Genomic DNA, 13,165 nt, shown 5'->3' with positions numbered 1-13,165 from the left:
ATAAATGAATAATAAAAAATTTTTGAAAGAGAGGAAAAACTATAATGTAAAACTTAGTTCTGATCTCCTTACGACTTATAGAGTGATGTTTGTCATTTGACTTCCCCTCTAATTATTTAGACTCTAACTTACCGTTTCGTACTTCAACTCTCCCTGCTTTTAATACGTGAGTGACTTTAGCTATGTCATAAATGTTTTCTAAGGGGTTTCCATCTATAACCACTAGGTCACCTTCTTTTCCGATATCGATAAACCCTGAGTTGATCCCTAGAGCTATAGAACTATTATATGTAGCCGTTGTAAGGGCTTCTTTAGGTGTCAAACCTCCCCTCTCAACTAACAAAACCAATTCATACCAATTTTTCCCCATATCGATATCCCATAGACCTGTCTCAAAGCCAAGATCAGTACCACTGATCATTAACACTCCGTAGTCCTTTGCTTTTTTAACTACATCAGCGACCCTCTCCCTCACCTCGAAAATCTTCTGCAATCCCCATTCATCTACACCAATTTGCTTTCCATATCTGTAAATAACTTCCTGAATTGTTAGGGTGGGGGTTAGGCTTACTCCCTTATTCACCATTAGTTTTAATGTATCGTCCTTGAGTAAGGTACCGTGCTCAATGGTTTTTACACCTGCTTCAACTGCGATTTTAGCTCCCGCATCACCATGTGCATGTGCAGCCACGTATGTACCAACCTTATGAGCCTCGTTTACTATAGCCTTAATTTCATCGTAACTTAATTGAGGATTTTCAGGTTTATCTCTTTGAGATAGTACACCTCCAGTTGCAAATACCTTTATGAAGTCACTTCCGTCCCTGAGGATTTTCCTAGCTGCATGTATACATGATTCAGTACCATCACAGAACTCAGAGAAACCCACCTTATGGGAGAACTCAAGGGGAATATCGTGACTTATTTCACCGTGTCCAAAAGTCTGTGTAACTGGTCTACCTGCAGCTATAATATTTGAACCCTTTATGGTTCCTTCCTGGACAGCTCTTTTAAGGGCAAGAGAAACATATTCACCACAGTCCCTGACCGTGGTAAAACCTGCTAACAGTAATTTCTCGAGCCATTTTGATGCTCTAAGTACCCTATATTCAGGTCTTTCAAACATTGTCTTCATTAGGCTACCTCCTTTGATTCCCGATAGATGGATATGAGCATCGATTAATCCGGGCATTACGAACATGTCTCTGGCGTCGATTTCCTCCTTTGCCTCTTTCACTTCCTTTGATACTTCTACTATTTTACCATATTTGATGTACACATTAGCTTTTCCTATAAAGTCCTTCCCATTAAATACTTGTCCTCCCTTAATTAATATATCCATTTAGCTCACCTTTTGTTGACCTTCAAACATTGTCCCTAATGTTTCCTTGTATAGTATATAAGCTATTAATGTAACTATCATTCCAGCTATCCCCCAATACACTGGGGCAAGTTTGTAACCTGTTGCGTAAATTAGATATGTAGCTATAAATGGTGTTGTACCACCAAACACTGCAACTCCCACATGATAGTCAAATGAGAGGGCAGTGTATCTCACTGACGTAGGGAACATCTCTGTCAACGCTGTCGCATAAGCTGCTGTGCTAGCTGAGCCGACTATAGAGTAAATTACTTGAGCTAAGAGTACACTAGAAAATGCACCTGTAGATAGTAAGTAAAAGTACGGATAAACGAAAATCACCAGACCGGCAGCGGTCGTTATCATCAATGGTTTCCTCCCTATCCTATCAGCGAGATAACCGAATAGGAATATGGCTATAGTTTGAATTATATAACCTATGACCAGTATTAGTGACACCTCTTTGGTGGGCACTCCGATAACGTTTTCTAAGTAACTGGAGGCGAAAACTCCTGTTGCATAAGTCATTGTAGTTCCTCCCACTATGAAACCCAGACCCAGAAGTATCTTTTTCCAGTGATGTCTAAATGCTTCTGCCAAGGGTATTTTAGATATCTTACCTGTGTCTCTGACCTTCTTGAAAACAGGGGATTCTGATATCTTAAGCCTTATTATCACTCCTATAACTGCTATTAATGCTCCTATCACAAATAATATTCTCCATCCTATGGAATTGTACTCTTGAGTTGACATAAATGAGCTGAACAGGAAAATTAGTCCCGTAGCTAACAGAGGACCAGTACCTTGAGCCATTTGAGCAATACCTACATAAAAAGCTCTCTTCGATGGCTCAGCAAACTCTGCCGAAAGTGTTATACCTCCCCCGAATTCTCCTCCGAGAGAAACTCCCTGTAATATCCTTAACGTGGTCAGGAGTAGAGGAGCTAATATACCTATTGAAGCATACCCTGGAAGGAGTCCTGTGAATAATGACGAGAGCCCCATCAATGTCATTGTAAGTATTAAAGTATACTTTCTCCCGATCTTATCACCAAGATGACCAAAAATAATTGCACCAATTGGTCTTCCTGCAAACCCTGTTGCGAATACTGCAAGAGTTTCCAAGAGAGATACTAATGAGTTAGTTGATGGAAAGAAAAGCTTTGCTAAGATACCGCTAATGAATCCGAATATTAAAAAATCGTAAAATTCAAATGCTATGCCAATGGACGCCGCTATGGACGCCCTTGTTTCATCTTTCATAACACTATATACTTTATTTAGGCTTATAAGAATTTTTAATATCATGGATTGTAAATAATATAAACAGACAAATATTGTGATTGCAAAATTTATAATTTATATAAACGTGTTAATTCTGTGATTAAAATTTATTTAAGGGGATATATCGGTTAATTGTATAAAATGAGAGTTTGAAGACCGTAAGGTCAATTAGACTCATGGAGATCAGAAAACAGCTCAGACTTAATGATGTCAATACTCCTAAACTAGAGGATTCTAAGCTTCTTACGAAAGGGGAAGGGTAAGTTTGTGTTAGAAATGGAGTGAGTTGAAGGGTTGATACATTTAGGCAAAACTTTATAAAACATGAAGACCACGAGAAACTCATGGCTAAGATCTTATTTGTTGTAATGAATGACCCTACAAACCTAGCAGATTCAATTAAGGCAGCACATATTCTTCATTACGCAGTGGAATTGAAAGAAAAGGGAAATGATGTCTACGTCTATTTCGACGGACTAGGTACTAAAATACCAATAACCGAAAGTCCTTACAAAGGCTTAAAGCCTGCTTACGAGAAGGCAATGAAGGAGGGTTTAATTCTAGGTGCATGTGGATATTGTGCATCTCCACCACACTTAAACATAAGGGATAAGCTACCTAACATCATAAAGCTGATAGGAGACGAAGACCACCACTATGCGTTGACAGATCTTGTGGATAAAGGATATCAAATTGTCGTATCATGAATAGTACTGAATCCCGTTAAAAATGGGAAGAGAATAACTTCACTAAGTATTCATTTTCTTCTTTAACTCATCTGAGATATATAAGAGATTTCTCTTTTGGAAAACCGGGGAGAATTTTTCATCCACTCTAATTTCCCTTTTGGAAAAAATACAAAACTCACTCATGGGTGCCATGGCTAACTGCTTTCTCCATAGATTACCTGATATTTCCCTAATTTCAGTGTAGAAAACATCATATGAAACTCCAACGGGTTTAGATATCCACACTGCATGAGGAAATGAGGGTGATAAAGGATCTCCATTAATAAGCTTATATAGTCCTCCCTTACCATTTCTAGCCATTTTAGCGATTTTATCATGTACCTCTCTTATTTTCTGATCACCAGTTATTGAATCATTCAGTAGATCCAGTGATTTTGAGCTATCAACAAAATACCAATCCTCATACACATTATTACTAGACCATGGGACCTTATCCACCTTGACTACCATGGAGCCTAAATAACCTTCGATTCTAACTTCACGGTTATAATAAATGTGAAATTCTATTAGCGCTTTGTTATATTCGTCCTCTTTGAACTCTTTCCCCCTCTCATGCCAAAATATATACGCTAACATTTGATAATTATTCAGATATTTAAATATAAAAATGCTGTATATTATAATGAATGTCTGTAAGTATTGAGTTCGAAACTAAGAAAGGGTTACGGGGGGATTTGGAGGCGTTTGAAAGGATTCTTGATGCACTTGAGAAGTTCGAAAACATTCCCATAGTGAAATTTGGGCTTTACTCCCTGGTATTTCAGCTAGCCATGAATGTGTTTCTAGATGTTTCCTCCTATTGTGAAAGGTGTGGGGGAAAGTGTTGCGACTATGGTTTTGGGATTCCAGTCTATGAATTTGATTATAAAGAGATTGTGAATAAATTAGGAGTGGCTAAAGGTATATCAGAAATAAGGGAGGGTGTGGACTTCAGAATACTTGAAAGACCTTGTCCTTATAAAAGGGGATGGGCTTGTGGAATTCATTCCTTCAAACCATATGCATGTCTTTCCTTTCCCTTTTCAACTGAAGATGAACAAAAGGAAGTAATGGATAGTTATAAGGGTGAGGGTATCCCTGAGTTCAAGCTACCTGAGTTCTGCATAGCAGGTAAGAAAGTAAGAGAAATAATCAAAAAAATCATTGATGAAATGACAAAGAGACTCGGTAGAGAACCCTCATCTAGAGAACTCTATGAGGAGCTGAAATCAAGGTTTAGCTACAAGCTAATAACATGACCATCTAGACTAAGATGTCAAAGGACCGTATAAAGCCAAGGAAGTCCTTCCTTCTTTTTTCCTTTCCTTTTTTCCCTTTTTCCATCTTACTTTCTACTATATATCTCCCTTACTGACTCCTTTTCCTTTACCTTGTTTTAAATTCCATGTACGTCCTCCAGATACATGAGGTATAATCGTGTACTTCTCCACATATGGGGAAAGAAATATTTACGCTCAGCTACATCAAGGAATACTCCACATACAGAAGTAAAATGACACTCTACCTTATTTCTCCAGTACACCTCTTCGTTTTAGCTCTCTCACCAACAACTCTCCTAATCTCGTTAGACCATAGTATTTATGGTGAGTCCTTGTTTCCTTCTTCGGCTTAGCTCTTCTCTCTCTGAATTTTATGACCTTGCTGTTCTTTTCCTCCATCAAACCCATCCTTTCTAATTCCTCTATCTTTGGAGTGATCTCCTCCAGAGGTTTCCTAAGCAATTTAGAATAAGTTAATGCGTGGTCACTGTTCAGTTCCTCAGCGTAATATAGTAATTTCAGCCCTACTTCGTCATCCTTAACAATTTCCGCATAAGCATTTATTATATCCTTTTCGTCTAGTCTTCTCAGTAGGTGATCTCCATCTCTGGTTAACCTATAGTAAGTGTGGTGTTTATGTACTTCTTGACTCAGCTTAAATTTAGCCTCAGTGTTTTTCAGAGTGGCTCCAGTTACTCTCTCTATTAAACCTAGACTTTCAAGTTTATCCAAAACATCTAGGACTTCGGTTAAAGGTATCTTAGTGTTTAACATTATTGACTTACCGTAATCCACATTAGCTCTTTTGAGATGTCTCAAGACTTCTAAGAGTCTCTTATCTTTCAACACTTCCTTTAGGAGATCATCCATAGAGATCCCTTAATGAATTTCATAACAATATCATTAAATGTGGTAGGATCGTCAAGATAACACGCGTGATTATTCCCTATATGAACAAAGTAAGTAGTTTTAACGCTGTTTATTATTAGTTTGTAATTCTCTTCAATGGAAATTCTATCTTTTTTACCCCATATTAAAAGTATGGGGACTCCCTCCAAATTGGTCAGTAGTTTCTCATATTTTTTAACTCCAACTGCACCGACTAAAATGAGTCCTTTAATGTCCTGTGGATGATAAACTGAATAAGATAATACTGCCTCCCCTCCCATTGAAGCACCTAACAAAAATGGTTTGTTTAAGGACAGTGAGGAGATAAAGTCATGTATAAAGTCAGAGAGTGAAGTAAACTTACCCCTTTCAGACTTGCCATATCCTGGAAAGTCTACAGATATAGCTCTAAAACCAGCCTTTGCTATTGAGTCAAGTGTCTTAGTCTCCTTCCAGGTGTAGGCATTAAATCTTGATCCATGAAATAAGAGAACTGGATCCCCAGATCCTGATTGAATATAGTGTATTTTACTACCATTAATCTCAATAAATTCATCATCTAATTGATCCTTGCTCACTAGTTTTTAGTTTCTTTTAACAGTTATAAAACTTTTCCAAAATAATATCAATTTAACTTTGTAAACTATTACAAAAGAATGAAAGCCTCGCCATTTAGGGCGGGGAGGAGGTCAGATATCATCAATCTATTACTTCAGTCAGTGTATTTACCGGGGAGAATATGTGTTTCAGCTTTTGGTTTCTACCCTATTTCAACTCTCTAGCACAGGTGTGGTAAATGAAATAACTAAAAAGATTAATAATAGTCCACAAATTAGAAGATGTGGATGAATTAACGGATTTAATGAAAAAGATCCTGATTCATATCTACAAGTATGGTCCAGACAACTCTTGGTATATGGCTAGGAGATTATTGGGAGAAAGTGGTTATGCACCTAAATTTGATGAGGATGAGATCGAAATTAATTGTAAGAGATTGAAAGAAATAGGTCTCTTGACAGTATACAACGGCTCTCTTAAGAGATCTGTCACGTCTTCTGTTAAACCTTGGTTAAAGGTGAAGGCAAAAGAGACTGGGGCTAAGCCAAATGGTGTCTACTATGATTTAACTAAGAAGGGAAGAAAGGTAGCTTCACAATTATATAAAGAATTCAGAGGTTAATAGTTTTATTCTTGATCGTGTGGATGTCTAGGTCTCACATCTGAATAGAGAAGAAAACCAAGGCGTATTTAGAGATATCTAATTAGTGTGTATTTTATTTAGTTAGGTGAAGTTTTTAAAGATATTCATGGTTTATAAATCATTATTTATTCAGAAATTATAACAAGTCTTAAGTATTACCCTAGACAAGATGATTATATGAGAGCTAAAAAGGAGATTAGCGATGACTCTAAACAGAAACTAAGTTTCGTGGATCTCTTCTTTATTTCCTTTGGCGGACAAGCCCCTTTTATCTCGTTGTTAACTTTCGGCACAGTTATGATTGCTCTTGTAGGTACAGCAGGAGTTTTCGCTATGATCATAGCTACCCTTGTGGTACTCTTTAACGGTTTAGTTGTATACTATCTCTCCAGGAGATTTAAAAGAGGAGGGGGATATTACACATATGCCGTCTACTCCCTCACAACTAGACTTGGTCTAGAGACGGGCTGGAGTTACATTTTATATGCAATATCTTACGGTGGAACGTTGGTTACTGGTGGTGCCTACGTCCTGTACTACATAACAGGATGGAATCAGACAATTTTGGCATTAATAGTTTCCATAGTTGCCTCTGCAATAGTATTATCAGGTGTTAAAGTTTCAGCTAAATATGCCATGATCATGTCACTTATTGAAATGGGGGCAATCGTCATTTTATCCATTTACTTTCTGTACCTCTCTGGCTGGCACTTTTACAACCCAATAAGTTTTCCCTCTAAACTAGCTAGTGCAGTCCTCTTCGGTTTGGGTATACCTACAGGGTATGGATCCATTGCTCCTTTGGGAGAGGAAGCAGACACCAGAAAGTCTATTGGGAAAGCAGCTATACTAGTACTCATCTTTGGTGGTGGACTAGCTTCATTATTCTTCTATTCACTTGGAGCAATAAACTTCACAGGAAATTTGGTTGATTATTTATTAGTGAGTTTTAGCATAATCGGCACCATATTTCTCTCTTTTTTGGCTCTAAATGACGGAATTCTAGGAGGAGTATCTTATATATTAGCAAACTCACGAACTGTGAAAGCAATGTCTGAAGATTTAATATTCCCTAAATTTTTGAGTAAATCGGTGAGAAATAGACCCCTGATATCTGAAATATTTATCGCCATAATATTTATTACGATACTTACCTTGGCTGTTCATTACATAGGACTCTATGACACATTTGTGACTTTAGGTGCACTAGCAGGACTTGGAAATATCTTCATACACACTTCAGCTAATATATCTCTAATAAGACTAGCCTCTAGGAGGCTGAGAAAACACATCGACGAGCTGATGATAGGTATCATAGCCACAATCATATCGCTATGGGTTCTAGTCTCCTCTCTTTTCAGTGTAAACCCTTATGTCACTAACATCTTCTTGGGATGGCTAATATTTGGCTTCCTTTACGCAGAAGCATTGGATATTGTAAAGGGAAGTGTGGAGGAGAAGGAAGAGAAAAGGTAAGTGATCTTAGGGGATTCACTGCTCTATTCAGATTCAGAGTTTCACTGATCATGACTTCAGCCTCACTTAGCAACCCTTTGTCCTGTTATATAATGAGGAAAGCCTCGCTATTTATGGCAGGGAGGAAGTCAGTAATTCACTAGTTACTGTTCACTATTCCTCTCGCTAACGTATAGTATAGTCATTAAGTAATCTCTTAACTCACGGGTAATTAGGAAATTCCTTCTCACATGTTCCCTTGCATTTACTCCCATAGTATTCCTCACCTTAGCGTTTCTTGATAAATATATTGTGTAATGCGCAGCACCCTGGGGACTGTTTACCAGAAACCCTGTGACTCCATTGATAACCTGGAGAGGTATTCCTCCGGTATTTCCACCTATTACAGGTTTATTTTTCCACATGGCTTCACTGACAGTTAACCCAAATCCTTCCTTAATTGACTTCTGCATTACTACAGTGGAAGCCGATTGGAAGGCATTTATTTCTAAATCACTATATGGAGGTAACATGAGTATATGGATGTCCTTATCGTCTTTAGACTCTCTTATAACCTCATTATAGACCTTTTCTCCCTCAGGATCATCTGTAGCAGGACTTCCTACGTAGGCTAACTGAAGATCCACGTGCCTCTTAGCTAACTTGTATGCCTTAATAACACCTAATGGGTCTTTAGCATAATCAAACCTAGATATCTGAGTTACAAATGGTTTATCTTCTGATATTCCAAACTTACTGATTATCCTGAGCTTTGTTGTCTCCGAAATTTGTTTGTTCTTTTCACTCAATGGATCAATTGACGGAGGTATTATAAATTGAGGAATGTCTATGTCGTCCCTACCAAAAGACGGGACCGATATTATTGACGCATTATACTCAGAGACATATCTCTTCAGAAAATCCCAAACAGGTGGATATGGGTTCGAAATATCTATATGACACCTCCATATCCATCTATTATTACCTTTCTTAAATCTAATTAGACCTGCGGGCTGAGGATCATGGATGAACATAACGTCATAGTCTAAAGGTATCTCAGATAGATTAATCTCCTGCCATTTATCGTAGATCTTGAAGTGTTTCTCACTGATGTTACCTATACCATTCTGCAATGAGTTATGGAAAGTCTTTGTGACATTGAAGAACTCGTTGTCTCCCTTTATCACCTTCCAGTCAACATTAAGTCCCAGCTCCTTCATTAAAGGAACCATTCTATTGAGAATCTCCGCTACTCCTCCGCCGGCTTTAGTAGAATTGACGTGAAGTATAGATAAGTCCTTGATTCTCTCTGCTATTTTGAACAACGAATCGAGTTCGTGCTCACCAATAAATTTCTCATATTTTTCTATCATTTCAACAACCACCTCTCTAACGTTTTGATTATATCGCTTCTCAGTACCTCTTCATCAACATAAGTTTGTGGATCAATCTTGCTTAACTCCTCTGCAACCTCACTCAACCCAAAATTAGTTTCTAACCAACTGGAGAAATCATTCCTGTTAGTGTAACCTAATACTCTCCTAGTTACAAAGTGCCACACTAGAGACCTTCCGGGAATCTCAGATAAACAATCTAGAAACTCACCTAGAGTATTTGCAACGTAATTAGTTTTATAAGTTATAACCCTACAGGAGACAAATACAAAAAGCGATAGAGCCACCCTATCATTAGACCTCATACTTAAGACGTTTATCAGATCACTCCTAATATTATCCACTGTCCTTGGCTCCGCGCCAGGAATATCAGATACTAGCTCAGCTAATTCCTTGTCTCCTACACTCTCCGATATCCAGTGCGCAAAGTCATTTGAGTACTCCTCGGGTATTAGATGTGAGCTGAACACGGGGTGAAATATGTGATAAAATAGAGTGTAATTATCACACTTCTTTACCCCCTCAATTAGTTCTCTTATGTTATTAGCCTTAAGCTTGGAGTATATTGGAGGATAATATGCTGCGTAAAACTGAAACTGTATTCCTTTTCCTTTTGAGTCCAGGTCTATCATAAAGAATCATATGTCCTCCTTAATAATAAATATTGTTTAGACATTATCAGATTTTCAGGTTTATTTTGACAATGTGTCCATGATATTCACATTGGCTTTTACCCTGGTCTTGTCCAATACTTGTAACCACTGTCATAGCGTATAAAGAGAAAAGAATTTTTAATGAAAGATAAAAAACCATCGAAAACCCAATAATTAAAAACTGACCTCCTCCCCACCCTAAAGGGTTCCTTTAGAGCGATTCACAGGTTTATGATTTACCGCCTTCACCCTCATCGTCTCATAACTAGTGGGTATCACCCACCCCACTCCACTCATCCAGCGGTAAACCAAAGGCTAGGTCTTCAGCCACTTTACCCCTATCCCTCTGGTGAAGGAACCCGTGGTGGAACCCTCATTCCACCCTCCTTGAGACTCAAGAATATTGTTTTTCAGCATGAGGACACTTAATTGAACTAATATACCCATTTCCATGGGTTTCCTCACGCATCATTTTAACCAAATTTAACATCTTAACGATACTATAAAAACCTCACCCCGCCTTAAAAGGCGAGGCTTGTCGATTCTTAGTCACGTAATAACTTTTGCTGTCACAGATGGGCTGATCATAATACTTCCATTAGCACTAATCGTATGAGGGATAGTAATTAATAGGGACTCTGAAGAGCCTCCACTTAAGAATACACCACCAACAATATGTATCTTGAACACTGAACTGGGTAATATAACTGAAACATTTACAGTTCCAATACTCGCCTCTGCAGATAAGACCTGGATGAATATCTCGTTATACTCACCAGGAGGTAACTTAGCTGAGGTCAAGAATGTCATGTTATAAGTTAGCAAAACAGTCATAGTCTTGTTAGAAATAGTTATCCACGCAGTACTGTTGGAAGTGGAATTTGCTTTATGGATCATGATAGATGAGATAGTTAGGTATATTTTAAGAGTGGAGGTCACTGGAGGGTCTTGTACGTAAATGTTAAGATTACCTGTTGTGTAGTAGTTATAAGCATAGTAAGCTACAACAGCCACTACTATTATAACTGCTAAAGCTATTCCTAATAATACTAGCCTATTCATTTCCATTTAACATTTTATATTTCATTTTTAAAAACTTACTCTATATATTTTAAGAAAACTAGACTGAAGACGCGAGAAATTTTAAGTTTGTCCACGTACTGTTTAACATAAACTCAATATTCAGACTTATTCAATAAAACTTCAGAGACAGTAATGAAAAATCACTTAATCTCATTTAAACCCCTCATATAAAATTTAGAGGTTAAAGTCAGAAGACAATTTAAAATCTGACTTCCTCCCCGCCCTAAAGGGCGAGGCTTTTATTCTTTTGTAATTTTAGATCTCCCTTATTATCATTCCTTTGTAGATTTATCAATCTCCTCGCTTATTTTTCTTTTAGCGTGCTCTACAAGGTTGTTAAGATTTATAACTTCATACTTTACTCTTCTTGCTTCTATCGCGTCCCTAATTTTCTTCTCTCTATCAGTTAATGCTGAAGTTTTCCCAGTCTTGATCTCAAAGAATATTATCTCTGGTTCTGATTCATCAGAAAGAACCTTGAATGCTATGAAATCTACTGGAGAACCTAAGTGCCTAAAATCTTTGGGGTTCATATTGTAATTTCTGAGCAATAAAAATAGGGTAAAACTCCTCACTTATTTTTCCCAATAAGGTGTTTATTGATTTTTTATGGCATCGCTTCTAATTTCTTCCTCTTTCTGGCTTTTCCATTGCTCAAGCATTGCCTTGTATTTCATTTCCACTGACTGCTCCATTTGAGTTCTCAACTCATCAGAATGTTGCTGAATCCATTGAGAGAACATCTGTTGAGCTTCCTTTTTAGATTCCTCCTTAATCTAATTTATTCTCCTTGAATAGTGTCTTATGAGGATAGCAATAATTATTATGAGAAATATTGAAAGTATCAAATCAATTGCCATATAAATTTATAGTTAATTAGATATTTATAATTATATCTCTCAGTGGTCTATAAATTATTCAGCTCCAAATGAGTTACATGGGAATAACTCAACAAAAATCTTTTTAACTAAATATAGTAAAAATGAAATTATGAGTTGGTCTAATGAAGACTCTGAGTTAGAAATGTTGTTGAATCAGAAGTTAGTAAATATTTTGAGATCCAACTCGGAGAAGAACACTAACAGATTTCATGGAGGCAAAATCCATCATCTGACAGACAAAAACTTCAATGAATTTCTCAGTAGTTTTAAAGTTTCAGTAGTGGACTTATGGGCTGAGTGGTGCCCTCCGTGTCACTTACTGTCCCCAATAATTGAGGAACTCTCTAAGGACTACCAAGGAGTGGGGTTTGGTAAGTTAAACGTTGACCAATACCCGGAGATAGCATCTAGTTACGGTGTGGTTAGTTTACCCACGGTTCTGTTGTTCTATGAGGGCAAACCTGTAGATTATGTGCTAGGTGCAGTACCCAGGGAGGTCATTGAGTATAAATTAAGGAGATTTATTAAGGGTTAATGAGATCTGTAAGTAATATGTAGTACTGTTCTAAATTTTGTTCACTTATTCCAGGTCTATACATAGCTCATTATCCTTATTTATCACCCTGTAGACCTCCAAGTTTAATGTGTCTTTCCATTTTCCGTAACCCTCTTTATAAGGTATATAAACAGCTTTACCGGTATTTAGGTCATATATATAACCGTGTAAGTGACACCTTATTTGGTCTTTAATTAGAAAGTCACCATAAGCTAAGTCACCTCCCTTGTGTGGACACCACCTAGAGAAACACTTTAACTCACCTCCAATATTTATGATGAGCAGATCTTTTCCCTCTATCTCTATTTTCTTAATTTCCCCTTCTTTAACATTATTTAACCCAGTACACTTTATCATGTCTTTCAGTAATTTAAAATATACACTAATTAAAATTTATTTCTA

At 37.3% G+C, this 13,165-nt stretch carries 17 protein-coding genes; 5 read left to right on the top strand and 12 right to left on the bottom strand.

Features of this window, described 5'->3' with window-relative positions; all coding sequences use genetic code 11:
- Positions 1 to 112: 112 nt before the first annotated feature.
- Positions 113 to 1,342, bottom strand: coding sequence for an amidohydrolase (locus tag SUSAZ_08815; GenBank protein AHC52022.1), 1,230 nt, complete (start codon positions 1,340 to 1,342; stop codon positions 113 to 115).
- Positions 1,343 to 2,623, bottom strand: coding sequence for an MFS transporter (locus SUSAZ_08810; protein ID AHC52021.1), 1,281 nt, complete (start codon positions 2,621 to 2,623; stop codon positions 1,343 to 1,345).
- 365 nt (positions 2,624 to 2,988) lie between these two features.
- Here SUSAZ_08810 and SUSAZ_08805 point away from each other — a divergent pair, with 365 nt between their 5' ends.
- Positions 2,989 to 3,351 (top strand): hypothetical protein, encoded by a 363-nt coding sequence (locus SUSAZ_08805; GenBank protein AHC52020.1) that lies wholly within the window; start codon positions 2,989 to 2,991, stop codon positions 3,349 to 3,351.
- 42 nt (positions 3,352 to 3,393) lie between these two features.
- Here SUSAZ_08805 and SUSAZ_08800 read toward each other — a convergent pair whose 3' ends face one another.
- Positions 3,394 to 3,969 (bottom strand): hypothetical protein, encoded by a 576-nt coding sequence (locus SUSAZ_08800; protein AHC52019.1) that lies wholly within the window; start codon positions 3,967 to 3,969, stop codon positions 3,394 to 3,396.
- A 50-nt stretch (positions 3,970 to 4,019) separates the two neighbouring features.
- Here SUSAZ_08800 and SUSAZ_08795 point away from each other — a divergent pair, with 50 nt between their 5' ends.
- Positions 4,020 to 4,631: a hypothetical protein gene (locus SUSAZ_08795; GenBank protein AHC52018.1), complete on the top strand. Its 612-nt coding sequence runs from the start codon at positions 4,020 to 4,022 to the stop codon at positions 4,629 to 4,631.
- 267 nt (positions 4,632 to 4,898) lie between these two features.
- Here SUSAZ_08795 and SUSAZ_08790 read toward each other — a convergent pair whose 3' ends face one another.
- The gene (locus SUSAZ_08790) at positions 4,899 to 5,522 is read right to left on the bottom strand and encodes a hypothetical protein (protein AHC52017.1); all 624 of its coding nucleotides are present in this window, start codon (positions 5,520 to 5,522) and stop codon (positions 4,899 to 4,901) included.
- A complete protein-coding gene (locus tag SUSAZ_08785) occupies positions 5,507 to 6,118 on the bottom strand; it encodes a 2-hydroxy-6-oxo-6-phenylhexa-2,4-dienoate hydrolase (protein ID AHC52016.1) in 612 nt (203 codons plus the stop codon). Before SUSAZ_08785 ends, SUSAZ_08790 begins: the two co-directional genes overlap by 16 nt.
- Positions 6,119 to 6,381: 263 nt before the next feature.
- Here SUSAZ_08785 and SUSAZ_08780 point away from each other — a divergent pair, with 263 nt between their 5' ends.
- The gene (locus tag SUSAZ_08780; protein AHC52015.1) at positions 6,382 to 6,720 is read left to right on the top strand and encodes a hypothetical protein; all 339 of its coding nucleotides are present in this window, start codon (positions 6,382 to 6,384) and stop codon (positions 6,718 to 6,720) included.
- A 198-nt stretch (positions 6,721 to 6,918) separates the two neighbouring features.
- Positions 6,919 to 8,217, top strand: a complete 1,299-nt coding sequence (locus tag SUSAZ_08775; GenBank protein AHC52014.1) for an amino acid permease — start codon at positions 6,919 to 6,921, stop codon at positions 8,215 to 8,217.
- Between the two features lie 143 nt (positions 8,218 to 8,360).
- On the opposite strand, the gene SUSAZ_08770 is transcribed toward SUSAZ_08775, so the two are convergent.
- From SUSAZ_08770 to SUSAZ_08745, 6 genes are all read right to left on the bottom strand, one after another.
- On the bottom strand, positions 8,361 to 9,569 hold the full coding sequence (locus SUSAZ_08770) for a glycosyl transferase family 1 (GenBank protein ID AHC52013.1): 1,209 nt from the start codon (positions 9,567 to 9,569) through the stop codon (positions 8,361 to 8,363).
- The gene (locus tag SUSAZ_08765; protein ID AHC52012.1) at positions 9,566 to 10,222 is read right to left on the bottom strand and encodes a hypothetical protein; all 657 of its coding nucleotides are present in this window, start codon (positions 10,220 to 10,222) and stop codon (positions 9,566 to 9,568) included. The genes SUSAZ_08770 and SUSAZ_08765 overlap by 4 nt, the downstream gene beginning before the upstream one ends.
- A 336-nt stretch (positions 10,223 to 10,558) precedes the next feature.
- The gene (locus SUSAZ_08760; protein AHC52581.1) at positions 10,559 to 10,708 is read right to left on the bottom strand and encodes a hypothetical protein; all 150 of its coding nucleotides are present in this window, start codon (positions 10,706 to 10,708) and stop codon (positions 10,559 to 10,561) included.
- Positions 10,709 to 10,792: 84 nt separating this feature from the next.
- Positions 10,793 to 11,305 (bottom strand): hypothetical protein, encoded by a 513-nt coding sequence (locus tag SUSAZ_08755; protein ID AHC52011.1) that lies wholly within the window; start codon positions 11,303 to 11,305, stop codon positions 10,793 to 10,795.
- A gap of 293 nt (positions 11,306 to 11,598) precedes the next feature.
- Positions 11,599 to 11,859: a Holliday junction resolvase gene (locus tag SUSAZ_08750; GenBank protein ID AHC52010.1), complete on the bottom strand. Its 261-nt coding sequence runs from the start codon at positions 11,857 to 11,859 to the stop codon at positions 11,599 to 11,601.
- A 63-nt stretch (positions 11,860 to 11,922) separates the two neighbouring features.
- Positions 11,923 to 12,069, bottom strand: coding sequence for a hypothetical protein (locus SUSAZ_08745; protein ID AHC52580.1), 147 nt, complete (start codon positions 12,067 to 12,069; stop codon positions 11,923 to 11,925).
- 247 nt (positions 12,070 to 12,316) lie between these two features.
- On the opposite strand from SUSAZ_08745, the gene SUSAZ_08740 reads away from it, so the two are divergent.
- Positions 12,317 to 12,742, top strand: a complete 426-nt coding sequence (locus tag SUSAZ_08740; GenBank protein ID AHC52009.1) for a thioredoxin — start codon at positions 12,317 to 12,319, stop codon at positions 12,740 to 12,742.
- A gap of 45 nt (positions 12,743 to 12,787) precedes the next feature.
- On the opposite strand, the gene SUSAZ_08735 is transcribed toward SUSAZ_08740, so the two are convergent.
- On the bottom strand, positions 12,788 to 13,120 hold the full coding sequence (locus SUSAZ_08735) for a (2Fe-2S)-binding protein (protein AHC52008.1): 333 nt from the start codon (positions 13,118 to 13,120) through the stop codon (positions 12,788 to 12,790).
- Positions 13,121 to 13,165 lie beyond the last annotated feature (45 nt).

Origin of the sequence: Sulfolobus acidocaldarius SUSAZ (genome assembly GCA_000508305.1) — an archaeon.
GTDB classification, from domain to species: domain Archaea; phylum Thermoproteota; class Thermoprotei_A; order Sulfolobales; family Sulfolobaceae; genus Sulfolobus; species Sulfolobus acidocaldarius_A.
This window is presented reverse-complemented; position numbering and strand designations above follow the sequence as displayed.